Below are 22,137 nucleotides of genomic sequence, written 5' to 3' on the forward strand. Positions count from 1 at the left end.
TCATGCGACCGTCGAGTACGCGACGATGCCGTGCCGGACGAGCTCGAGGGCCGCGCGCGCGGCGCGCCCGACCTTGCCCTCCGCCACCAGCGAGAGCTGGTCGAGCAGGTCGATCGTCTGCTTCGCCCAGCGGACGAAGTCGCCGGCGGCCATGTCGGACTCGCGGAGGACCGCGTCGAGCGGCATCCCGCGCGCCCACATGTTCATCGGCAGCGCCAGGGTGGTCGAGATCGGGTTGCTGCCCGGCAGCCGGTGGTCGCGCTCGACGTCGTCGAGCTTCGCCCACAGCAGCTGCGTCTTCTCCAGCGCCTCGGGGAAGGTGCCGCGCGGCAGGAACTTCTCGCCCAGCGTCCCCTCCTCGCGCCGGGGCTCGAAGACCAGGCAGCACGCCATGGCGGCGAGCCCGGCCGGGTCGAGCTCGGTCCAGGCCTGCTTGCGCAGGCACTCGGCCACGAGCAGGTCGCGGTCACCGTAGATGCGCTTGAGGGTGCGGCCGTTCGGCGTGAGGGACAGCTCGCCCGCCTCGTCGCGCCGGAAGTAGCCGAGCTCCATCAGCACGTCCGTGATGCGGTCGAAGATGCGCGCGACGGCGCCGGTCCGCGAGCGGATCTGGCGCTCGATCTCGTCGGTCTCCTTGCGGAGCTTCCACCAGCGCTCGGCCCAGCGGGCGTGCTGCTCGCGGTCGGAGCAGGCGTGGCAGGGGTGCGCCTTCATCCGCCGGCGCAGGTCGCTCAGCTGGCCCTGGCGCTTCTCGCGCTCGCTGTGCGAGGCGGACTCGCCCCGGACGGCGCCGCGGCGCTCCAGCTCGCCGATCTCGCGGCGGATCGCGGCGTATTGCTCGAAGTCGCCGAGGTGGCACTGCATCGCCGTGACGTAGCCCTCGAGCGAGGTCTCCTGCTGCCGGACGCGGCGCGCCAGGTCGACGACGGAGCGGTCGGCCTGGAACTGCGCGAAGGACGACTCGAGGATCTCGCGCGTGCGGGTCCGGCCGAACTGGTCGATCAGGTTCGCCGCCATGTTGTAGCTGGGGCGGAAGCTCGAGTTGAGCGGATAGGTGCGGCGCGAGGCGAGCGAGGCGACGGCCTGCGGATTCATCCCGCCGCGCCACTGGATCACCGAGTGCCCCTCGACGTCGATGCCGCGGCGGCCGGCGCGACCGGTCAGCTGGGTGTACTCCCCCGGCGTGATCGGCACGCGGGCCTCGCCGTTGAACTTCTCGAGCTTCTCGAGCACGACGGTGCGCGCGGGCATGTTGATGCCGAGCGCGAGCGTCTCGGTGGCGAAGACCACGCGGACCAGGCGGCGGAGGAACAGCTCCTCGACGACCTCCTTGAACGCGGGCAGCATGCCGGCGTGGTGAGCGGCGACCCCGCGCTGCAGCCCGTCGAGCCACTCCCAGTAGCCGAGGACGGCGAGGTCCTCGTCGCGGATGGTCCGGCAGCGCTCCTCGACGATCGCGCGGATCTCGTCGCGCTCGTGCCGCTCGGTGAGCCGGACGCCGGAGCGCAGCACCTGGCGGACGGCCTGGTCGCAGCCGTTGCGGCTGAAGACGAAGAAGATGGCGGGCAGCAGGTTCTTGCCGCGCAGGATCTCGACGACCTCGGAGCGCGGGACGAGGTCCTCGGTCCGCGTCTCGTGGAAGCGACCGCCGCCACCGCCGCGGCCCCGCCCGGAGCCGCGACCGCCGCGCTCGACGCGGGTGCCGCCCTGCGCGAGGCGCGCGAGCTCGGGATTGACGCGATTGGTCGCCGCGCGCCCGGACGAGTCGAACAGGTCGAGCAGCTTGCCGCCGACGAGGACGTGCTGATCGAGCGGCACGGGCCGCTCCTCCGAGACGATGACCTCGGTCTCGCCGCGGACGGTCTGCAGCCAGTCGCCGAACTCCTCCGCGTTGGAGACGGTGGCGCTGAGCGACACCAGCCGGACCGACTGCGGGAGGTGGATGATGACCTCCTCCCAGACGGCGCCGCGGAAGCGGTCGGCCAGGTAGTGCACCTCGTCCATCACGACGTAGGCGAGGTCGCGGAGCAGATCGGAGTCCGCGTAGAGCATGTTCCGCAGCACCTCGGTCGTCATGACGACGATCCGGGCGCGCGCGTTGACGTTCGAGTCACCGGTGAGCAGGCCGACCTCGGACGCTCCGTAGTCCTCGACGAACTCCTGGAACTTCTGGTTGCTGAGCGCCTTCATCGGCGTCGTGTAGAAGACCTTGGCGTTCGGATCCTGCATCGCGAGGTGGATGGCGAACTCGGCGACGGCGGTCTTGCCGGCGCCGGTCGGCGCGGCGACGAGGACGCTGCGGCCGTCGTCGAGCGCGCTGCAGGCCTCGTACTGGAAGGGGTCCAGGTCGAACGCGAGGGTCGAGCGGAACGCCTCGACCCTCGCGTGGCCCTGTCGTGTGCGGAACGCCGCGAAGCGCTCGGCGGGAGTGGCCCCGGTCACGCCGGCAGGTCGGAGGGGCTGCCGTCGAAGACGACCTGGCGCTTGGCGGCGCGGCGGTCGTGCAGGAGCGCGATCCCGCACGCGGCGAAGAACAGGATCGTGATCGGGATCGCGAGCATGAACATCGAGATCGGGTCGGCGGCGGGCGTCGCGATCGCGGTGAAGAGGACGATGACCATGATCGCGATGCGCCACGACTTGATCATCAGCGAGCCCGGGAGGATGCCGACGAAGTTCAGCAGCACCAGGAAGACCGGCAGGACGAAGGCGACGCCGACGACCAGGACGAGCTTGAGCACGAAGTCGTAGTAGACCTTCGCGTCCAGGAAGCTCGCCGCGTCACCGCCGGTGAAGCTCGTGAGGAGCTCGACGATGTGCGGGAAGACGAACCAGCCGGAGAGGCAGCCCGCGAGGAACAGCGGGATGGCCGTCAGGATGAAGCCGACGCCGTAGCGGACCTCCTTGCCCGTCAGCCCGGGCACCAGGAAGGCCCAGATCTGGTAGAGCCAGACCGGGCTCGCGATCACGATGCCGATGGTCATCGCGATCTGCAGGCGCAGGTCGAACGCTCCCGTGATCGTCGGGAAGTTGAGGACGGCCTCTTTGTTCTGGCTCGACGCCACGACGCTGATCGGCGCCTTGAGGGCCTCGAAGACCCAGTCGGAGAGGAACCAGCCGGCGACGCAGGCCACGGCGATCGCGATCGCCGCGATGAAGAGCCGGTTGCGAAGCTCGATCAGGTGAGACCCGAGGGACATGCGTCCCTCGGGGTTCTTCCCCGATCGCTTCGTCCGTGGCTTCTTCGCTGCCACGGAGGTCATTACTTGAGCGGGGACTCGGGCGGCAGCGTCGTGCCGGTGCCGGTGGTCGTGCCCGTCGAGCTCGCCGTGCCGGTCGAGCTCGTCGTGCCGGTGGCCGTGGTCGAGTCCGTCGCGTCGTTGCGCTCGGTCCCGTCCTCGTCCTTCATGGTCTTGACCTCGCTCTTGAAGATGCGCATCGACTGCCCGACGCTGCGCGCGAGCTGGGGAAGCTTGGGCGCACCGAAGAGGAGGAGGATGACGGCGAGGATGATGACGAGGTGCCACCCCTGGAGTCCAGCGAACATTGCAGTCTCACTTCACTTGTCGGTTGCGGTGTACCAGGAGCTTACCCCGTTCGATCCGGAGAGACCGGCGATCCTCGGTCCTCTCCCGGCGGGCGTCCCGGCGGGACTCGTGGCCGCGGCGGACCTCGTCGCGATCGGCGAAGAGCGAGGACGGCGGTCTCGTCGACGCCTCGGCCGGCTCCGGGACCTGGAGCGCGTCGAGCTTCGCCGTGACCTCCTCGAGCTGTCCGAGCAGGAGCCGGCCCTTCCGCCAGTAGGACAGCGCGAACAGCACGAGCACCGCGAGGGCGGCGATCGCGAGGCCGAGCCAGATCAGGATCCAGGACCACCAGGTCACGGCGTCTCCTCTCCGTTGGCCGCGAGAGCGGCGCGGGTCCACTCGGCGACGGCGGTCCTCGCCGCCTCGGGGGCGACGACGGTCACGAGGCCGGGCAGCGACGCGACGAGGCGGGTGAGCCCGGCGAGGTGCGCGACGCGGATCCTGACGAGGACCCCTGAACCCTCGTCTCCGGCGGGAACCGACGGGAACTCGGCGTCCGCGGCGTAGTCGCCCAGCAGCGGGACCGAGCCCGGCGCGACCCGCAGGTCGATCAGCAGGTCCGAGGCGGACGCCTCGAAGAGCCGGTCGGGCAGCGTGACCTCGTTGCGGCGGCGGACGATCGGCGTCCCGGTGTCGGTGAGGGCGCGCATGCGGTCGACGCGGAAGGTGCGGACTCCCTCGCGCAGGTGGTCCCAGCCGCGCAGGTACCAGTCGCGGTCGACCGACTCCAGCAGGAACGGGTCGACCAGCCGCGACTCCGTCTCGCCGCGCGCACTGCGGTAGTCGAAGGCGAGCTGCGTCCCGGCGGCGAGCGAGGTGCGGATCGTGGCGAGCGAGGCGTCGGCGCCGACGCCCCGCGCCACCGCCACGGCGGTGGGGGCGGAGGAGGCGCCGCGGGCGAGCTTGCCCATCAGCGAGGCGATGCGGTCGTTGCCCTGGTTCTCGGGCAGGGCGGCGAGGTACTGCATCCCGGCGATCAGGGCGGCGGCCTCGCGCGCCGAGAAGCGCGGCGAGTCGTCGATCGCGACCTGCTGGGTGAGGACGATCTGGTCGTTCTCCTCGAAGTCGTCCCAGCTGATGTCGAAGAGGTCGTTCGACTGGTACTGCGCGGTCTCGCCGGGGATGCCGGAGACGGCGATCAGGCGGACGGCACGGCGGACCTCGTCCTGGGGGATCTCGAAGTGCGCGGCGACCTCGGCGACGCTGACGCGCCCGCGATCGAGGAGGTACGGGACGAGCGAGAGCAGCACGGCCAGGCGGTCGCGGGCCTGGAGCGAGCGGGGCCTAGCCACGGCCGGCGCCCCGGTGGTCGGCGACGGAGTGGTCGGCGAAGGAGCGGCGCAGACGGTCGACGACCTTGCGGCGCAGCTCCTCCGGTTCGAGGACGACGACCTCGGGGCCGTAGCCGGCGAGCTCGTCGGCCAGGACGTCGGCGTCGGTGAAGTGCAGGCGCAGCAGGTCCGCTCCCTCCCCCGCGGCCTCGGCCCGGACGCCGAGGCGGAGCGCGGCGTCCGAGTCGGGGGCGACGCGCAGCAGGGCGGTGCTGCGGGCGAGGATCTCGTCGAGCTGGGCGAGGGCCGTCGCGGCGTGGTCGCCCGGCTCCGGCGGGGCCGTGCGGCCGGTGGTCGCGACGGGGCCGACGATCCGGGAGAGGAGGAAGGTGCGGGTGCCCTCGGCGGTCTCGTCCCAGCCGTGCAGGTGCCAGCGGCCCTGGTGGTTCACGAGCGCGCGCGGCCGGACCGTGCGCGTCCGCGGCTCGTCGCCGCCGGGCTTGAGGTAGGGGAAGCGGACGACCTGGCCGCGGTCGAGCGCGGCGTTCAGCGGCTCGAAGGACGCCTCGCGCACCCGGATCGAGGGGCTGATGCCGATCACCGGGTCGACCGAGTCGACGCCGAGCGAGCGCAGCTTGATCAAGGCGCGGCGCGACTCCGCGGAGAGCGTGCCCTCGCGCCAGACGGCACCGGCGAGGCGCAGCAGGGCCATCTCCTCCTGATCGAAGGAGAGGTCGGCGGGGAGGTCGTAGCTGCGCTTCGCGATCCGGTAGCGGACCGTCTGGGTGTTGCCCGGGTCCCCCGGGGCGTCGACGGTCTCGATCGGGATGCCGAGCTCGCGCAGATCGTCCTTGTCGCGTTCGAACTGCCGCTCGAGCGAGGCGCGGTCACCGCGGTCGGAGCGCTGCCGGTAGCCCTGCACCGTGGAGAGCACGTCCGACTTCGTCAGCCCGTTCTCGGCGGCCACGAGGGCCAGCACCAGGTTGAACAGACGCTCCTCGGCCGGGATGCGGCTCGAGGTCGAAGCGTCGGCGGGCACGCCCTCCAGTCTAGGGCCGGGCCCACCCGCTCCCGACGAGCCTCGGAAGCCCGTGGACCGGCGCAGCCGCCCTGCACTCATGCTGGTCGAGCAGCCCCGCAGGGGCGTACCGAGACCCGCCGTTCCCAGCAGGGCGGGCCTGCAGTACCCACGTCCGACGCCGGTGGATCTCGATGCGCCCGCTCTGCGGGCTACTCGATCAGCAGAAGAGAGGCACACCCCGAGCATGCTGGTCGAGCAGCCCGCAGGCGCGTATCGAGAGCCCGCTCGATCAGCGAGGACGGAGCAGCTCGCTCAGTCGACGGCGAGGACGTCGGCGACGAAGACGATGGTCGAGTCGGCGCTGATGCCGCTGCCCTCCGGCGGGGTGTCGCCGTAGCCGTCCTCGGGCGGGATGATCGCGATGACCTGGGAGCCGACCGGCTGGCCGATCAGTGCCTCGGCGAAGCCGGGGATCACGCCGCCCTGGCCCTGGGTCGCGACGAAGGTCGCCGGGGCGCCCTTCTGCCAGCTGGAGTCGAAGATCGTGCCGTCGGCCCAGAGCCAGCCGGTGTACTGGACGACGACCGTGTCGCCGTCCTCCACGACCGCGCCGTCGCCCTTCTTGAGCTGCGCGATCTCGAGCGTCGTCGGCGCGTCGCCCGACGGCTTGGCCAGACCGGGGACGCCGTCGGGGTCCAGCGTCACGGCGGGGAAGCCGTTCGGGACGGGCTGGGCGTCGCCGTTCGCGCGGGCGAGGGAGGCCTTCTCGATGTCCGCGACGAGCACCAGGGTGTCGTCGGGCGAGATGCCGAGCTGGGCGGAGGAGTCGCCGAAGCCGTCCTCCGGGGCGATCGCGATCGCGACGCGCGAGCCGACCTGGCTGCAGAGCAGGCCCTGGTTGAGCCCGACGAGTCCGGCGCCGCCGACCGTGAAGGTGGCGGTGCTCGCTCCGTCGTAGGGCGAGGCCTCGAGGACCGAGCCGTCGGCGCCGTTGAGGAGCGTGTAGTCGATCGTGACGAGCTGGCCCTTCTCGAGCGGGTCGCCCGAGCCCTCGATCAGCGTGCTGACCTGGGTGCCGTCCGCGTTCAACGGCGAGGGCACCGTCACGTCGGGCTGCTCGCCGAAGTCCCCGGTCGCCTCGACGGCCGACGACGAGGCGCCGGACGAGTAGGGGGCGTCGCAGTCGGCCGTCGACGAGGATGCGGAGCATCCGGTCAGGGCGGCGACGATGCCGATGCCGGCGATGAGCGCGGTGGTCCTGCGCACGGGTCCTCGTTTCACGAAGTGGGAGTGGTGGGGCCCGAGTGCGAGACCATCGGGACGGCGGCTCGGCCCGGGGACCGGAAAGCCGGGATCAGCTTAGACGATGCCCTCGTCGTCGCCCGGGCCCGGCGCAGCACCGCCGTCGCCGTCGCCGTCGGCCTCGCCGAAGCCCCGCGCCCGCGAGAGCTCGGCGCTGGTGGCCGACTCGCGCACGCGCTTGCGCAGGCTCTTCGGGCTGACCGCCCGCTCCCCCAGAGCGCCCGGGGTCCAGGCCTCCACGTCCTCGTCGCTGAAGTCGGTCTTGGACGGCCTGCGCTTGAGCTCGGGCAGGACGGCACCCGGAGCGAGCCGGCGCGCGGTGATGAGGAAGCCGGTGTGGCCGATCATCCGGTGATCCGGGCGGACGGCGAGGCCCTCGACGTGCCAGCCGCGGACCATCGTCTCGTTCGACGCCGGATTGGTGAACAGGCCCGAGGCGCGGATCGCCTCCGCGACCCGCGAGAGCTGGGTCACGGTGGCGACGTAGCAGAGGAGGACGCCACCGGGGGTGAGCGCGTCGGCGGCGACGTCGAGGCACTCCCAGGGCGCGAGCATGTCGAGCACGACGCGGTCGGCCTCGCCGGGGGCGACGGCGCCGGGCAGCTCCTCGACGAGGTCGCCGACGGTCACGCTCCAGTTGTCCGGGGTGTAGCCGAGGAACGTCTCGATGTTGGCGCGGGCGACGTCCGCGAACTCCTCGCGGCGCTCGAAGGAGGAGAGCCGGCCGCCCGGGCCGATCGCGCGCAGCAGCCAGAGCGAGAGCGCTCCGGAGCCGACACCGGCCTCGACGACGCGTGCGCCGGGGAAGACGTCGGCGAGGGCGAGGATCTGCGCGGCGTCCTTCGGGTAGACGATCGCCGCTCCGCGCGGCATCGACATCACGAAGTCGGCGAGCAGCGGGCGGAGGGCGAGGTGCTCGACGCCGACGGTGTTGACGACGACGGAGCCGTCGGGCAGGCCGATGACCGTGTCGTGCTCGATCCCGCCGCGATGGGTGTGGAAGACCTTGCCCGGGATCAGCGTGATGGTGTTCATCCGCCCCTTCGGCCCGGTCAGCTGCACGCGGTCGCCCGCGCGGAAGGGTCCGGAATGCTGCAGTGCCTCACCGGTCATCGGCGGGCCTCCGTCTCGGTCGTGAGCGCGCGACTGCGGTGCTCGGAGGACACCAGCGCGAGGTCCGCGACGGTTCGGCCCGCGAGGGTGGGCCAGAGGGAGTAGGGGGCGTCGGGGTCGAGCTCGAGCTGGTGCGGCACGCCGATCGCGGCGGCGCCCGAGGCGACCGCGGAGGCGAGGCCGGCGTGCGAGTCCTCGATGGCGACGCAGGCGAGCACCTCGACGCCGAGGGTGCGCGCGGCGAGGAGGTAGGCCTCCGGATGCGGCTTGCTCTGCTCGACCATGTCGCCGCTGACGACGGTCTCGAAGGCGGGGAACGGGAGGCGGTCGACGACGGCGTGCGCCATCCGGCCGATCGACATGGTGACGAGGGCCTGCGGCACACCCGCGTCGCGGACGGCGGAGAGCAGCTCGAGCGCACCGGGACGCCACGGGATGCTCTCGGCGAGCTGCGCGACGACCTCGTCGGTCATCCGGTCGATGATCGCCTCGACGGGCAGGTCGACGCCCTTGCCCTGGAGGATGCGGGCGGAGGCGGGGAGGCCGGAGCCGACCAGGCTCATCGCGTCCTCGTGGGTCCAGACGCCGCCGAAGGAGGCGACCAGCGCGTGCTCCGACGCCATCCAGTAGGGCTCCGTGTCGACGAGCGTGCCGTCCATGTCCCAGAGGACCGCCGCGGGAGCGCCCTCCGGGAGCGGGGGCTGCGGCCGGGACACGGGGAGGGAGGTGTCGGAAGTCACGAGCGACCATCGTACCGGCAGCCCCGATCGGGCCGACCGTACGCGGACAGCGGAAAGACGCGGGCCGGACGGAGGGGTCCGGGGCCGGGTCCTATCCTTGACGAACGGGTCCAGCGCACGCAGCGCTCCCCGGACATCGAGCCGAACACGGAGACCTCGCCTATGAACGTGATCAAGGGGAACGTCCTGGTCGTGGCCTTCGAGGGCTGGAACGACGCGGGTGACGCGGCCAGCGGCGCGGTCCGCCTGGTGAAGGACGCCGGCGAGTTCGTGCCCCTCTTCTCGGTCGACGCCGAGCAGTACTACGACTTCCAGTACACCCGCCCGATGCTCTCGATCGGCGAGGACGGGCGCCGCAGCCTCTCCTGGCCCGGCACGCAGATCTTCGGCCCGGCCGACACCTCCGTCGACGCGGAGAGCGCCCTCTACGTGATGATCGGCACGGAGCCCTCGCGCAGCTGGAAGAGCTTCGCCGCGGAGGTCGTCGACGCGATGCTCGCGATCGACATCTCCGCCGTGGTCTTCCTCGGCGCCATGCTCGCCGATGTGCCGCACACCCGGCCGATCTCGCTCTTCGCCTCGAGCGAGAACGCGGAGATGCGCGCGCAGTTCGAGCTCGAGCGCTCCACCTACGAGGGGCCGGTCGGCATCCTCAGCGTCATCGGCGAGGCGGCGCAGAAGGTCGGCATCCCCGCCGTCTCGCTGTGGGCGTCCGTGCCGCACTACGTGCACAACGCGCCGTCGCCCAAGGCCATGCTCGCGCTTCTCGAGAAGCTCGAGGAGGTCGTCGGGCTGGCGATCCCCCGCGGCGACCTCGTCGAGGAGGCCGGCGAGTGGGAGCGCGGCATCGACGCCCTCGCGCTCGACGACGAGGAGATGGCGGCGTACATCGCCCAGCTCGAGCAGGCGCGCGACACCGTCGACTCGCCCGAGGCGAGCGGCGAGGCCATCGCCCAGGAGTTCGAGCGCTACCTCCGCCGCCGCGGCGACGGCCGCTCGGGCGAGGAGCCCTGGCGCCCGTAGGCAGCGCGCCGGGTCTCGATACACCGCCTGCGGCGGCACTCGACCAGCATGGGTGGCGGTACATCCCGCGAAGCCAGTCCGCCCGGCTGCAGGCAGCCGCCTTCATGCTGATCGAGCAGCCCGCGGAGCGGGCGTATCGAGATCCACCCCGCCCGCGGGCCGAGCGCAGGCTCAGCCCAGGCGGACGCCGAGCAGCGCGTCGATCGCGTCGCGGAGGAGGGCGGGATCGTCGACGCCGCCGGCGATCGCCTCGTCGAGCACCGCGAGCGCACCCGGGGTGTCCAGGTCCACCGCGAGCACGGCGCGCAGGCGCTCGAGCACGTCCGCGGCCGACGCCGCTCCGATCGAGGCGAGCGACGACTCCCACCGTGCGAGGCGGGCCTCGGCGGCGGGCAGGTCCTCGGGCAGCCACTCCCAGTCGGAGCGGTAGTGGTGCGCCAGCAGCGCCAGGCGGATCGCGCGCGGGTCCGTCCCCTGCGCCCGCAGCCGCGACACGAGGACGAGGTTGCCGAGCGACTTGCTCATCTTCTCGCCCTGGTACGCGACCATGCCGGCGTGCGCGTAGGCGCGGGCGAGCGGACGACCGGACAGCGAGGCGGCGTGCGCGGCGGAGAACTCGTGGTGCGGGAAGATCAGATCGCTCCCGCCGCCCTGCAGCGTGAACTCCGGTCCGAGGCGGTCGAGCGCGATCACCGAGCACTCGATGTGCCATCCCGGGCGGCCCCGGCCGACGGCGGCGTCCCACGCGGGCTCGCCCGCGCGCTCGGCGCGCCACAGCAGCGGATCGAGCGGGTCGCGCTTGCCTGCGCGGTCGGGGTCTCCCCCGCGCTGCGCGAAGAGCTCGGCCATGGTCGCGGCGTCGAGGTCGCTCTCGCTCCCGAGGCGCCAGACGTCGCTCTCGCCGGCGGCGATGTCGTAGTAGAGGTCCTCGCCGCCGTCGACGGCGGCCTCGGGGGTGGCGACGCGGTACGCGACCCCGGTGCGCTCGAGGCGGGCGACCGCCTCCGCGATGGGCGCGATCGTCTCGGTGACACCGTCGTAGTGGTCGGGCGGCAGGATCCGCAGCGCGGTCATGTCGCCGCGGAACAGCTCGACCTGCTCCTCCGCGAGGTCGCGCCAGTCCACGCCGTCGCGCGTCGCCCGCTCGAGCAGCGGATCGTCGACGTCCGTCACGTTCTGGGCGTAGAGCACCGAGTAGCCGGCGTCGCGCCAGAGACGCTGCACCGTGTCGAAGGCGAGGTAGGTCGAGGCGTGGCCGAGGTGCGTCGCGTCGTACGGGGTGATGCCGCAGACGTAGAGGCGGGCGGTGCCCTCGTCCGCGACGAGCTCGACGGGCGCGCCCGTCGCGGTGTCGTGCACGGCGGGCACGGGTCCGCGGCCGGGCAGGGCCGGCACGGCCGGAGCGTTCCAGGTGCGCATCTAGGCGGCGAGGAGGCCCGTGCTCAGCGCGACCATGAGGACGACGCCGAGGACGATGCGGTAGATCACGAACGGCAGGAAGCTGCGGCGCGAGATGTAGCTCATGAAGAAGGCGATCACGACGAAGCCGACCACGAAGGCCACGATCGTCGCGACGAGCGTCTCGAGACCGCCGACCTGGATCTGGTTGGGCAGGATCTCCGGGTCGCTGATGCTCTTGTACAGCTGGTACAGACCGCTGCCGAAGACGGCGGGGATCGCGAGGAGGAAGGAGTAGCGGGCCGCGGCCTTCCGCTCGTAGCCCATGAAGAGGCCGGCCGTGATGGTGCCGCCGGAGCGCGAGACGCCGGGGACGAGGGCGAGCGCCTGCGCGCCACCGAAGATGAGGCCGTCGCGGACGTTCAGGTCGCGCAGGCGGCGCTTCTTCGCGCCCACCGCGTCGGCGATGCCGAGCAGGATGCCGAAGACGATCAGCGTGGTGGCGACGACCCAGAGCGAGCGGAGAGTGGTCTCGATCTGGTCCTGGAAGAGCAGGCCGAGCACGATGATCGGGAGGCTGCCGACGATGATCAGCCAGCCCATCCGGGCGTTCGCGTCGGTGCGCGGGACCTTGCCGACCAGCGACCGGCACCAGTTCGACACGATCTTCACGATGTCGCGCCAGAAGTAGATGATGACCGCGGTCTCGGTGCCCAGCTGCGTGATGGCGGTGAACGCCGCGCCGGTGTCCTTGCCGTCCAGTCCGGGGAGCAGCTCGCTCACGATCCGGAGGTGGGCGCTGGAGGAGATGGGGAGGAATTCCGTCAGACCCTGGACGAGTCCCAGGATCAGCGCTTCGAGCAGGCCCATGCGTCACTTTCGAGGAGGGCTGGGGCGTCGTCGGCCAGCAGGCGGTCGGTGGTGGTCGTCGATCTGACCATCAGGATCGCAGGAGGAGATCGGTCAGGACCTTCCTGCCAAACACTAGTGCGTCGAGTGGAACCCGCTCATCGATCCCGTGGAACAGCGCCGGGAAGTCGAGCGAGCCCGGCAGCTGGAGCGGCGCGAAGCCGTAGCCGGTGATGCCGATCGTCGAGAGAGCCTTGTTGTCGGTGCCCCCGGACAGGAGGTACGGCAGCACCTCGGCCTCGGGGTCGAAGCGGCGGAGCGAGGCCGCCATGCTCTCCACGAGCGGTCCGGCGAAGGGGACCTCGAGCCCGATGTCGCGGTGCTGCACCAGGATCTCGACGTGCTCGCCCGCGAGGACCTTCAGACGCTCGAGCACCGCGTCCTCCTCGCCGGGGAGCACGCGGACGTCGATGGTCGCCTCCGCGGTGTCCGGGATGACGTTGGCCTTGTAGCCGGCGGAGAGCATCGACGGGTTCGCGGTGGTGCGCAGCGTCGCCGCGATGAAGCGCGAGGCGGTGCCGGTCGCGAGCGCCAGCTCCTCCGGAGTGCTGCGCTGCGGGTCGTGGCCGAGGATGCGGGCGACCTCGCCGAGCAGCTCGCGGGTGGTGTCGGTGAGGCGGGTGGGCCACTCCTCGCTGCCGATGCGGGCGATCGCCTGGGCGAGGCGGGTGACGGCGTTCTCGCCGTTGATCTGCGAGCCGTGCCCGGCCGTGCCGCGGGCGCGCAGGGTGAGCCAGAGCAGCGCCTTCTCGCCGGTCTGCACGAGGTAGGCGCGCTTGCCGCCGAGCTCGATCGAGTAGCCGCCGACCTCGCTGATCGCCTCGGTCGCGCCGGCGAAGAGCTCGGGACGGGTCTTGACGAGGTGGCCGGAGCCGCGGACGCCGCCCGCCTCCTCGTCGGCGAAGAAGGCGATGACGAGGTCGCGCGAGGGCTTCCGGCCACCGCCGAGGATGTCGCCGAGGGAGGCGAGGATCATCGCGTCCATGTTCTTCATGTCGACCGCGCCGCGGCCCCAGAGCATGCCGTCCTTGATGACGCCGCCGAACGGATCGACGCTCCAGTTGTCCGCGATCGCCGGGACGACGTCGAGGTGCCCGTGCACGACGAGGGCGCCGCGCTCGCGGTCCTCCCCCGCCACCCGGGCGACGACGCTGGTGCGGCCGGGATCGGAGTCGATCAGCTCGGGCTCGAGGCCGAGGTCGCGCAGGCGGGCGGCGACGTACTCCGCCGCCTCGCGCTCGGGCTCGGCCTTGCCGTCGCCGTAGTTGCTGGTGTCGAAGCGGATGAGGTCCCGCGCGATGATCGCGGTCTCGTCGAGATCCGACTCGGAGGGGGCGGCGGCGCTGTCGGAGGACGTCATGCCCCCACGCTAGCGGGCGGGCTCGAGGCACCCCTCTCCCCCGGTGTCATCCGAGGCGTTCGAACCGTGCTAATGTCTTCTTCGGCCGCGGAAACGCAGGCCGGAAACAACACTCGTCCGGGTGGCGGAAATGGCAGACGCGCTAGCTTGAGGTGCTAGTGCCCGTATAGGGCGTGGGGGTTCAAGTCCCCCCTCGGACACACGCAGAACCCCTCGATCTCATGGAGATCGGGGGGTTCTTCTCGTTGGTGGCGGCGGATCGTGCATCCGTGACCGCGAGCGATGCGGTCAGAGGTCGAGAAGACCTTGAGCCGTGCTCCAGACGGTGTCGCTCGTCGCATCGTCCAGGTCGGTGTCGACGAGCCTCTCCAGCAGGAGTTCCGGGTCGATGAGACCGTGCCGGACCAGGGCGGAGACGAAGGACCGGTCCTTGTCCCGGTTCGCGACAAGCTTCGCCACGCACAGGTCGTGCGGGTCGAGGCACCAGCCGATCCGCCCGCGGGTGTTGTCGTTCTGCACTCGAAGGAGACGGCCCTCCCAGCCGCGAGGCAGGACCGCCGTCCTCCGGCCGACGCCGTCCAAGTGGAACCCGTGCGTGGCGTCGAACGAGGACAGCTCGCCGGCGACTCCGCTGAGTCTCGTCGCCAGCGTTTCACTGTCGGTGTCGTTCAGCGGGAGGACGTCGAGCTCGTTCGATGCCGTCGCCTCGACGGGCAGCTCCGACTCGCTCCAGGTGCCCAGCACCGACTGGGAGCCGATGATGATCACCTCGTCGGCCTGGATGATCTCCGTCGCTGCGCGGATCCCGTGCTCCAGCTCGGCCCGGTTCACGCGCTCGCCTCGAGCAGCGCCGATCGCTCCTCGTCGGGGATCAGCCCGGCGAGCGGTGACACGGAGCGCAGGTCGTGAGCGTGCTCCGTCTCCACGAGCAGGGCCTCGATCTGCGTGGAGAGAGGACTACGGAGCAGCTCTGCCCACTCGTCCAGCCACTCGTGCGCATCCCCGCGGACCTTGCCTCGCAGTTGCTCGAGCCGTGCTTCCGCCCGAGGACGGAAGTCCGGAGAGCGGTCGAGGAGTTCCAGCGCGGCGCGGTGGAGCTGGACGGAGCGAGTGGTCTCGCGACGCAGTGACCGATCACGGTCGCGACGATCCGCCTCGACCTCGGCCAAGACAGCCGCATGGGAGGGGAGGGCGCGCCTCAGGAGACGACGCGCGGCGAGCGCCGTCGTCCGGTCGGTCCGTCGCGCGAGCGCGGCGATGCTCAGACCGATCGGCACCGGTCCCTCGCTGACGAACGGCCACCGCTCATCGGGGACGTGATGAAGGATCACGGAAGTCGATGACGGGCCCGCTGCGGCGACCTCTTCTCGCAGCTGAGCCTTCAGCCGGACGGAGACGAGCAGCTCGAGGCGGCTGACGTCGCGCGGGCCCGCTCGGGGGTCCGATGCTCCGACGGGGAGCAGCTCCCGCTCCCCCCGCAGCTGGTCGACGAGTTCCGTGGGAAGCTCCAGGGACTCCGGCGGCAGAAGCTCGGCGGTCCACGAGCGCGTCACCGCCACAGGATCCTCCGCGCTCTCGAGCCGCTGGATCATCCGGGTGATGCGACTCCGCTCGGACCTCGTCAGGGCCGGGTCCACAGCACCCGAGAGCGCGGCGACGAGTCCCCACGCCATCCGGTCGCCGAGCGGGCGAGACACGCGCGGCGATGGGACGTCCTGATTACCCCTGATGACATGCACGCCTCCGACCTTCTCGGCCCGGATGCGCCCCTCAGCGATGAGCTGACGGATGCGCGCCGCACTGACGCCGCGCTCTCGCGCGACATCGGCGACGGACTTCAACTCTTGCTCGGTCATGGAACAAACTCTATCGATACCGCAAGGGAAGTGCACCGCTCGATTTCGGCGAACGCGAACACAGCAGTGCGGAGTCGAGCACCGAGGGTCCGCTCCCTTGACCTTCGACAGCGTCGCTCCTAGGCTCTCGCCGGGTGAGAAACCGAATGAAACAGTTTCTTTTTCTTTTGTGCAGGTCTCACCTCTCACCCGGCGTCGTGCCGGATGCCTCGAACGAACGGACGCACCATGACGACCACCTCCTTCACCTCCGGCTGGACGGTCCGGGCGCCGCGCGGGCCGTTCGCTGCCGTGCAGGGCGGGGTCGACGACTCCGTCGCGGTGACGCTGCCGCACGACGCGCTCCGCGACGCCGAGCGCTCGCCGGATGCGGTCTCCCAGGGCGGGACCGCCTACTACCCGGGCGGTGCCTACAGCTACGTCACGACGTTCGAGGTGCCGGCGGAGTGGGCGGGCAAGGTCGTACGGCTGGAAGTGCAGGGCGCGTACCGGCACGCGATGGTGTTCCTCAACGACGAGTTCGCGGGGAACCGCGCCGACGGCTTCGCGCGCTTCTTCGTGGAGTTGACCCCGTTCCTCCGCTTCGGCGAGACGAACACGCTGCGGATCGAGGTCCGCTCGGGCCAGGACTCTCGCTGGTACGCCGGCGCCGGTCTGCACCGGCCGGTGCTGCTGCACGTCGACGAGCCCGTGCACATCGAGCCGGACGGCGTGCGGATCACGACCGTGCGCGTCGAGGACGACCAGGCCGTCGTCGAGGTCGCGACGAGCATCGTCAACCGCGGGCTCACGACGTCGTCGCTCACAGTGTCGACCGAGCTCACCGGGCCGGCCGGCGACGTCGTGGAGAGCGCGACGACACCGGTCACCGTCGCCCCCGGCCGCACCGCCCTCGTGCGCCAGCGCCTCTACGTGCAGGAGCCCGCCCTCTGGAGCGTCGACTCCCCCGCCCTGCACAGCGCCCGCACGAGCATCGGCGTCGGCGACGAGGTGGTCACCGTGCACGGCATCCGGACCGTCACCATCGACCCGCGGAAGGGGCTGCGGATCAACGGCGAGAGCGTGCTGCTGCGCGGCGCCTGCATCCACAGCGACAACGGCGTCCTCGGCGCCGCCTCGATCGCCCGTGCGGAGGAGCGCCGGATCCAGCTGCTCAAGGAGGCCGGCTTCAACGCGATCCGCATGGCGCACAACCCCGCCTCGCCGTCGATGCTCGACGCCTGCGACCGCCTCGGCATGCTCGTGATGGACGAGGCCTTCGACATGTGGGTCCGCGGCAAGACGCACCACGACCACTCGCTCGACTTCGCGCAGTGGTGGCGGGCCGATCTGGAGTCGCTGGTCGCGAAGGACTACAACCACCCCAGCGTGATCCTCTACTCGATCGGCAACGAGATCGTCGAGGTCGGCACCCCGCACGGCGCAGTGCTGGCCCGGGATCTCGCCGAGCACGTGCGCGCGCTCGACCCGACCCGCCCCGTCACCAACGGCGTGAACCCGACGCTGGCGGTGCTCGACGAGCTGGACAGCATCCTCGCCTCGGAGCAGGGGCTGAACGAGCTGATGGGCGAGGCCGGTGCCGGGATGATGGCGGCGATCGGCTCCTCCGACGCCGTCACCCGCCGCACCGCGGAGTCGAGCGCGGCGGTCGACGTGCTCGGACTGAACTACGCCGACGGCCGCTATGCGAGCGACGCGGAGCTGTTCCCGCAGCGTGTGATCGTCGGGTCCGAGACGTTCCCCTCGCAGATCGGCGAGCTGTGGCCGAAGGTGCTGGCGAACCCGAACGTGATCGGCGACTTCACCTGGACCGGCTGGGACTACCTCGGCGAGGTCGGCATCGGCGCCACCTCCTACGCGGAGGACCCGACGGCGAACGGCGCGCTGGAGCGCGAGTACCCGTACCTGACGGCGTGGTGCGGCGATCTCGACATCACCGGGTGGCGGCGACCCGCCTCCTACTACCGCGAGATCGTCTTCGGGCTGCGCTCGGAGCCGGCGATCGCGGTCGTCCGACCGGAGCGGCACGGGCAGACGGTGACGATGCAGTCGCCCTGGGCGTGGAGCGACTCGGTCGACTCCTGGACATGGCCCGGCTTCGAGGGCTCCCCCGTGACCGTCGAGGTGGCGGCGGACGCGGACGAGGTGGCGCTGCTGGTCGACGGCATCGAGGTGGGGCGCTCGGCCGCCGGGGCGGTGCGGCCGATGCTGGCGTCGATCGAGACGGTCTACCGGCCGGGCACGCTGACCGCGATCGCGTACCGGTCCGGGAGCGAGACGGGGCGCAGCTCGCTCGTCTCGGCGTCCGGGTCTGCGGTGCTGACCGCGACGGCGGACCGGACGCAGCTGCGGGCGGACGACACCGACCTCGCATACATCGCAATCGAGCTGCGCGATGCGGGCGGCGTGCTGGTCACCGGCGCTGACCGCGTCGTCTCGGTCACCGTCGAGGGCGCGGGCGTGCTCGCGGGCTTCGGAAGCGGGGCACCCGCCACCACCGAGCGCTTCGACGCCGCATCGCGGACGACGTTCGACGGCCGCGCACTCGCCGTGGTCCGTCCGACCGGCTCGGGGCCGATCACGGTGCTCGTCTCCTCCGACGGACTCGACGACGTCCGGATCGAGCTCTCCGCGAGCTGAAGATCGCCAGCGCAGGCTCTTCCCTTGCGCGGGCGGCGCGTCCCGTGCTGATCGAGTAGCCCGCAGAGCGGGCGTATCAAGATCCACCCTCACCAGAAGCGGAGTCTGCAGACCCGCCGTGCTGAGGACGGTGGGTCTCGATACGCCCCTGCGGGGCTCCTCGACCAGCAGGGGCGCGTCAGGCGGCGACGACTCCGGCGGGCGACCAGCCGAGGGCCGGGGCGATCGACTCGGCGACGGTCCGCAGCAGGCGCGCGTTGTACTCGACGCCGAGCTGGTTGGGGACGGTGAGCAGGAGGGTGTCGGCCTCCTGGACGGCGACGTCGGCGGCGAGCTCCTCGGCGAGGCGGTCGGGCTCGCCGGTGTAGCTGCGGCCGAAGCGGGCGCGGACGCCCTCGAGGGAGGCGACCTGGTCGCGCTCGCCGCGGCCGCCGAAGTAGAGGCGGTCGAGGTCGGTCGTGATCGGGAGGACGCTGCGCGACACGGAGACGCGCGGCGACCGCTCCCAGCCGGCCTCCGCCCAGGCCGAGCGGTACTCGCGGATCTGCCGCGCCTGGAGCTCGTCGAAGGGGATGCCCTCCTCCTCGAGCAGGAGCGTGGAGGACTGCAGGTTCATGCCCTGCTCGGCCGCCCAGCGCGCCGTGGCGAAGCTGCCGGCGCCCCACCAGATGCGGTCCTCGAGGCCCGGGGAGCGGGGCTCGATCGCGAGCGGGCTCGACATCCCGGTGCGCGCGGGATCGGTCTCGGCGACGGCGGCGCCGGACAGCGCCTCGCGGAAGAGCTGGACCTTGCGGCGCGCGAGGTCCGCGTCGGTCGTGCCCTCCGAGGGGACGTAGCCGAACGCCTCGGAGCCGCGCAACGCGGTCTCGGGCGATCCCCGGCTCACGCCGAGCTCGAGCCGGCCGCCGGAGATGAGGTCGGTCGCGGCCGCCTCCTCCGCCATGTAGAGCGGGTTCTCGTAGCGCATGTCGATGACGCCGGTGCCGATCTCGATCCGGCGGGTGCGTGCGGCGATCGCGGCCAGGAGCGGGAACGGCGAGGCCAGCTGCGGAGCGAAGTGGTGGACGCGGACGTAGGCGCCGTCGATGCCGATCTCCTCGGCCGCCTCCGCGAGCTCGATGGTCTGCAGGAGGACGTCGCGCGCAGTGTGCGTCAGCGACCCCTCGACGGACTGGTAGTGGCCGAAGGAGAGGAAGCCGATGCGGGAGACCATGCCTGCTCCAGCGTCGGTGGCGCTCCGGCTATTCCCGGCGGCGGAGGACCCGGAGCGCGTCCGTCCGGCTCAGCTCGCCTCGAAGTCGGCGGAGACGGAGGCCGAGACCTCGATGTCCTCCGGCTTCAGCGTCAGCTCCTCCTGCCCCTTGAAGGCCATGGCGCGGCTCATCACGGCCGAGCCGCCCTCGATCCGGGTGTGCGGGCGCAGCCCCGGCTCGAAGAGCGTGAGCACGCGGGGCTCACCGAGGCCGAGGGCGGAGGCGTAGGCGGCGGCGCGCTCGCGGGCGTCGCGCACCGCGGCCACCCGCACCTCGCGCTCGGCGCTCGCGCGCCGGGCGGCGGTGACGTCCCAGTCGACCCCGGCGACGGTGATGCCGGGGGCCTCCGAGACGGAGGAGACCCAGCGCCCGAGGGCGTCGAAGTCCCGGTACTTGACCCGGACGCTCGCGGCGGCGACGTGGAACGGCTCGGTGACGTCGGAGTCCTTGAGGTACCGCTGGATCGTCGAGACGGAGACCTGATCGGCCGACCACCAGGTCGCCGCGCCGGACGCCTGCTCGGCGCGGGCCTCCTCGCGCACTCGCGCGTGCAGAGCCGTCACTTCGGCGAGCGCCTGGGAGCGCGAGCGCGACTCGCGGCGGATCTCGAGGCGGACGGTGCCGCGTTCGGCGGGGTGGAAGTGCTGGGCGATCCCGGCGACGGTGATGGTGACCATGGCCTCATGGTGCCCCATCGGGCTGCGTCGGAGGTGCGGGCCGGACCCCGGGGTCAGCGGTGCAGGCCGAGGGCGCCGCGGAGGCGGTCGGCGAGCGAGAGCTCGATCGCGAGGTTGCTGAGGAGCTGGTCGCGGTGGGCGCCGCGCGCGGGCGGGACGACGGCGCCGGTGCGCGGGTCGGTGGTGCCGCGCAGGGCGCGCTCGCAGTCGGCGATCGTCTTCTCGATCAGCTCGAGGCGGCGGGCCAGCCGGTCCGACTGGTAGTGCTCGCTCGAGATGGGTCCGTCGAAGGGGTGGCGGGTGGTGGGGGTCGTGAGGGTCGCGGTGGCGATTGCTGCTGCACTCATGCTGATCCGATCCGTCGGGGCGCGTGGTGGGCGCCGTTCGTGTGGGACACAGGACAGCACGGGCGTCCGCCACCGGCGAGATCGGTGACACGATGCGCGCAGTGCTGGCACGAATCGTGCAGATACCTGGCGCGATTCGTTTTCCATGGCGCGAATCGTCCTAGCGAGCGGCCGCCGCTCGTCGAGCTCTCAGTCGCGGAAGACGACCAGCTGCTCGTTGCCGACGATCGCGAGGGTCCGGACGAGGCGGGTGTAGCGCTCGACGAGCTCCTCGACGGCGGCGCCCTGGCCGACCAGCGCGGCGATGCTCTCGGCGGGGAAGAGCGAGACGATCTCCATCGCGACCGCCCGGCCGTGCTCGAAGGAGAGGGCACGGGCGTACTCCAGGGCACGGGTCAGCTGCGGGCGGTCTCCCTCGGAGGTGATCGCCGCGGGATCGGCGTCGGCGGCGTGCGCGAGGACGGCGACGAACACCCGGGCGATCTCGTCGACCCGCAGGGCCCTGACCAGCGTGAGGAGGCGCGAGGACACCCGCGACACCCCGCGTGCCAGAAGCTCGCCGCTGAGGGCGCGCACCTCGATCACGTCGCCGCCGACGAAGTCGCCGGAGACGCGCTTGATGCCGGACGCGAACAGGCTCGAGCCGGACGCGATGCTGCGCTCGGCCTCGAGGTTGATCTCGACCCGGCCGCGCGAGGTCGCGACGCCGGAGATCCAGCGCTGCTCGACCGCGGGGTGGGCGTGCACGGCGCGGACGAGGGTGCCCGGGCCGGGACCGTCGATGGCGCCGAGGATGACCTCGGGCGTGCGGGCACCGGCGATGCGGGTCGAGACGCCGTTGTGCGCGGCGAGCTCGGCGGCCTTGAGCTTGGAGCGGATGCCTCCGCGGCCCGTCCCGCCCTTCTGCACGCCGATGCCGCGCAGCTCCGTGATCCCGAGCTCGTCGAGGTGCACGCCCTCCGCGATGCTGCCGGCGAAGACGCCGGGGACGTCGGTGAGCAGCAGCAGCAGATCCGCGCCGAGGAGCATCGCGAGGCCGCCGGCGACGCCGTCGTTGTCGGAGCCGGCGGAGTCGATGGTGTCGTTGCCGTTGACGATCGGCACGACCCCCGCGTCCAGGGCGTGACGGATCGCCTCCGCGACGTGCGCCATCTGCCGGGGTGAGGCGAGATCGGACTCGCCGATCAGGATCTGCGCGACGAGCGAGCCGGAGAGCTCGGCCACCGAGCGGTAGAAGCCCATCAGCACGGTCTGGCCGACGGCGGCGGCGAGGCGCGGGCTGATCGGGGCGTCCTGCGAGCGGGCGAAGAGCGCGCGACCGGAGGAGACGGCGCCGGAGGAGACCAGGACGACGTCCCAGCCGAGGGCGCGGGCGCTGAACGCGCTCTCCAGGGCGCTGGCGAGGAGCACCGGGTCCGGCCCGGACTGCTTGGTGACCGAGCTCGAGCCCATCTTGACCACGAGGGTCCGCCGCGGCGCCGGGAGGGAGGCGGGGTTCTCGGCGGCGGCGTCGGGCAGGGCGTCGGACATGGCTCCCATGGTAGGGGCGCGCTCGCGACGGACCCGCCCGATTTCCCTAGTACTGGTCGGTTTTCGGCGTATCCTTCTCGCGGAGCCGACGAGGGCTCCCCTTCGGAAGG

At 71.9% G+C, this 22,137-nt stretch carries 20 protein-coding genes and 1 tRNA gene; 3 read left to right on the top strand and 18 right to left on the bottom strand.

Annotated elements, in window-relative coordinates; translation table 11 throughout:
• The 9 genes from HRK28_RS17250 to HRK28_RS17290 form a co-directional block, all read right to left on the bottom strand.
• Entirely contained in the window at window positions 1–2,442 is a 2,442-nt protein-coding gene (locus HRK28_RS17250) for an RNA helicase (RefSeq protein WP_160089625.1), read from the bottom strand.
• On the bottom strand, window positions 2,439–3,200 hold the full coding sequence (gene tatC / locus HRK28_RS17255) for a twin-arginine translocase subunit TatC (RefSeq protein WP_160089627.1): 762 nt from the start codon (window positions 3,198–3,200) through the stop codon (window positions 2,439–2,441). Before tatC ends, HRK28_RS17250 begins: the two co-directional genes overlap by 4 nt.
• A 62-nt stretch (window positions 3,201–3,262) precedes the next feature.
• Window positions 3,263–3,547 (bottom strand): Sec-independent protein translocase subunit TatA, encoded by a 285-nt coding sequence (gene tatA, locus HRK28_RS17260; protein ID WP_160089629.1) that lies wholly within the window; start codon window positions 3,545–3,547, stop codon window positions 3,263–3,265.
• A 7-nt stretch (window positions 3,548–3,554) separates the two neighbouring features.
• Entirely contained in the window at window positions 3,555–3,884 is a 330-nt protein-coding gene (locus HRK28_RS17265) for a hypothetical protein (protein ID WP_160089631.1), read from the bottom strand.
• Window positions 3,881–4,879 carry a YafY family protein gene (locus tag HRK28_RS17270; RefSeq protein WP_160089633.1) on the bottom strand — a complete coding sequence of 333 codons (999 nt, stop codon included), beginning with the start codon at window positions 4,877–4,879 and terminating at the stop codon, window positions 3,881–3,883. Before HRK28_RS17270 ends, HRK28_RS17265 begins: the two co-directional genes overlap by 4 nt.
• The gene (locus HRK28_RS17275) at window positions 4,872–5,897 is read right to left on the bottom strand and encodes a YafY family protein (protein WP_244231619.1); all 1,026 of its coding nucleotides are present in this window, start codon (window positions 5,895–5,897) and stop codon (window positions 4,872–4,874) included. The genes HRK28_RS17270 and HRK28_RS17275 overlap by 8 nt, the downstream gene beginning before the upstream one ends.
• Window positions 5,898–6,191: 294 nt before the next feature.
• Window positions 6,192–7,145, bottom strand: a complete 954-nt coding sequence (locus tag HRK28_RS19820) for an FKBP-type peptidyl-prolyl cis-trans isomerase (protein WP_160089637.1) — start codon at window positions 7,143–7,145, stop codon at window positions 6,192–6,194.
• 93 nt (window positions 7,146–7,238) lie between these two features.
• Window positions 7,239–8,294 (bottom strand): tRNA (adenine-N1)-methyltransferase, encoded by a 1,056-nt coding sequence (locus HRK28_RS17285; RefSeq protein WP_173252534.1) that lies wholly within the window; start codon window positions 8,292–8,294, stop codon window positions 7,239–7,241.
• Window positions 8,291–9,034 carry an HAD family phosphatase gene (locus tag HRK28_RS17290; protein WP_279630794.1) on the bottom strand — a complete coding sequence of 248 codons (744 nt, stop codon included), beginning with the start codon at window positions 9,032–9,034 and terminating at the stop codon, window positions 8,291–8,293. The genes HRK28_RS17285 and HRK28_RS17290 overlap by 4 nt, the downstream gene beginning before the upstream one ends.
• Before the next feature lie 162 nt (window positions 9,035–9,196).
• On the opposite strand from HRK28_RS17290, the gene HRK28_RS17295 reads away from it, so the two are divergent.
• Window positions 9,197–10,057, top strand: a complete 861-nt coding sequence (locus HRK28_RS17295) for a proteasome assembly chaperone family protein (protein WP_160089641.1) — start codon at window positions 9,197–9,199, stop codon at window positions 10,055–10,057.
• 171 nt (window positions 10,058–10,228) lie between these two features.
• Here HRK28_RS17295 and mshC read toward each other — a convergent pair whose 3' ends face one another.
• The 3 genes from mshC to HRK28_RS17310 form a co-directional block, all read right to left on the bottom strand.
• Window positions 10,229–11,476, bottom strand: coding sequence for a cysteine--1-D-myo-inosityl 2-amino-2-deoxy-alpha-D-glucopyranoside ligase (mshC, locus tag HRK28_RS17300; RefSeq protein ID WP_173252535.1), 1,248 nt, complete (start codon window positions 11,474–11,476; stop codon window positions 10,229–10,231).
• Window positions 11,477–12,325, bottom strand: a complete 849-nt coding sequence (locus HRK28_RS17305; protein ID WP_160089645.1) for an undecaprenyl-diphosphate phosphatase — start codon at window positions 12,323–12,325, stop codon at window positions 11,477–11,479.
• A 70-nt stretch (window positions 12,326–12,395) separates the two neighbouring features.
• A complete protein-coding gene (locus HRK28_RS17310; protein ID WP_173252536.1) occupies window positions 12,396–13,724 on the bottom strand; it encodes a M20/M25/M40 family metallo-hydrolase in 1,329 nt (442 codons plus the stop codon).
• 115 nt (window positions 13,725–13,839) lie between these two features.
• Between HRK28_RS17310 and HRK28_RS17315 the strand changes: the two genes are divergently transcribed.
• Window positions 13,840–13,924 (top strand) — tRNA-Leu (locus HRK28_RS17315).
• A gap of 88 nt (window positions 13,925–14,012) precedes the next feature.
• Here HRK28_RS17315 and HRK28_RS17320 read toward each other — a convergent pair.
• On the bottom strand, window positions 14,013–14,555 hold the full coding sequence (locus HRK28_RS17320; protein ID WP_123735754.1) for a DUF6036 family nucleotidyltransferase: 543 nt from the start codon (window positions 14,553–14,555) through the stop codon (window positions 14,013–14,015).
• Window positions 14,552–15,580, bottom strand: a complete 1,029-nt coding sequence (locus HRK28_RS17325) for a hypothetical protein (protein ID WP_173252537.1) — start codon at window positions 15,578–15,580, stop codon at window positions 14,552–14,554. Before HRK28_RS17325 ends, HRK28_RS17320 begins: the two co-directional genes overlap by 4 nt.
• A gap of 228 nt (window positions 15,581–15,808) precedes the next feature.
• On the opposite strand from HRK28_RS17325, the gene HRK28_RS17330 reads away from it, so the two are divergent.
• A complete protein-coding gene (locus HRK28_RS17330) occupies window positions 15,809–18,220 on the top strand; it encodes a glycoside hydrolase family 2 TIM barrel-domain containing protein (RefSeq protein WP_173252538.1) in 2,412 nt (803 codons plus the stop codon).
• Between the two features lie 178 nt (window positions 18,221–18,398).
• Here HRK28_RS17330 and HRK28_RS17335 read toward each other — a convergent pair whose 3' ends face one another.
• The 4 genes from HRK28_RS17335 to proB all read right to left on the bottom strand — a co-directional run bounded on the left by HRK28_RS17335 (window position 18,399) and on the right by proB (window position 22,027).
• Window positions 18,399–19,433: an LLM class flavin-dependent oxidoreductase gene (locus HRK28_RS17335; RefSeq protein ID WP_160089655.1), complete on the bottom strand. Its 1,035-nt coding sequence runs from the start codon at window positions 19,431–19,433 to the stop codon at window positions 18,399–18,401.
• Between the two features lie 69 nt (window positions 19,434–19,502).
• The gene (locus tag HRK28_RS17340; protein WP_160089657.1) at window positions 19,503–20,150 is read right to left on the bottom strand and encodes an SIMPL domain-containing protein; all 648 of its coding nucleotides are present in this window, start codon (window positions 20,148–20,150) and stop codon (window positions 19,503–19,505) included.
• Window positions 20,151–20,203: 53 nt separating this feature from the next.
• Window positions 20,204–20,497, bottom strand: coding sequence for a hypothetical protein (locus HRK28_RS17345; protein WP_160089659.1), 294 nt, complete (start codon window positions 20,495–20,497; stop codon window positions 20,204–20,206).
• A gap of 189 nt (window positions 20,498–20,686) precedes the next feature.
• Entirely contained in the window at window positions 20,687–22,027 is a 1,341-nt protein-coding gene (proB, locus tag HRK28_RS17350) for a glutamate 5-kinase (protein ID WP_173252539.1), read from the bottom strand.
• Window positions 22,028–22,137: the final 110 nt, after the last annotated feature.

It is taken from the genome of Rathayibacter sp. VKM Ac-2835, from assembly GCF_013266705.1.
Lineage (GTDB): Bacteria > Actinomycetota > Actinomycetes > Actinomycetales > Microbacteriaceae > Rathayibacter.

What these genes read in the sequence shown, in the direction of transcription:
- HRK28_RS17310 (WP_173252536.1), bottom strand. Translation starts at nt 13,724, where the DNA reads ATGACGTCCTCCGACAGCGCCGCCGCCCCCTCCGAGTCGGATCTCGAC.
- proB (WP_173252539.1), bottom strand. Translation starts at nt 22,027, where the DNA reads ATGTCCGACGCCCTGCCCGACGCCGCCGCCGAGAACCCCGCCTCCCTC.
- HRK28_RS17340 (WP_160089657.1), bottom strand. Translation starts at nt 20,150, where the DNA reads ATGGTCACCATCACCGTCGCCGGGATCGCCCAGCACTTCCACCCCGCC.
- HRK28_RS17325 (WP_173252537.1), bottom strand. Translation starts at nt 15,580, where the DNA reads ATGACCGAGCAAGAGTTGAAGTCCGTCGCCGATGTCGCGCGAGAGCGC.
- HRK28_RS17305 (WP_160089645.1), bottom strand. Translation starts at nt 12,325, where the DNA reads ATGGGCCTGCTCGAAGCGCTGATCCTGGGACTCGTCCAGGGTCTGACG.
- HRK28_RS17285 (WP_173252534.1), bottom strand. Translation starts at nt 8,294, where the DNA reads ATGACCGGTGAGGCACTGCAGCATTCCGGACCCTTCCGCGCGGGCGAC.
- tatA (WP_160089629.1), bottom strand. Translation starts at nt 3,547, where the DNA reads ATGTTCGCTGGACTCCAGGGGTGGCACCTCGTCATCATCCTCGCCGTC.
- tatC (WP_160089627.1), bottom strand. Translation starts at nt 3,200, where the DNA reads ATGTCCCTCGGGTCTCACCTGATCGAGCTTCGCAACCGGCTCTTCATC.
- mshC (WP_173252535.1), bottom strand. Translation starts at nt 11,476, where the DNA reads ATGCGCACCTGGAACGCTCCGGCCGTGCCGGCCCTGCCCGGCCGCGGA.
- HRK28_RS17345 (WP_160089659.1), bottom strand. Translation starts at nt 20,497, where the DNA reads ATGAGTGCAGCAGCAATCGCCACCGCGACCCTCACGACCCCCACCACC.
- HRK28_RS17330 (WP_173252538.1), top strand. Translation starts at nt 15,809, where the DNA reads ATGACGACCACCTCCTTCACCTCCGGCTGGACGGTCCGGGCGCCGCGC.
- HRK28_RS17295 (WP_160089641.1), top strand. Translation starts at nt 9,197, where the DNA reads ATGAACGTGATCAAGGGGAACGTCCTGGTCGTGGCCTTCGAGGGCTGG.
- HRK28_RS17335 (WP_160089655.1), bottom strand. Translation starts at nt 19,433, where the DNA reads ATGGTCTCCCGCATCGGCTTCCTCTCCTTCGGCCACTACCAGTCCGTC.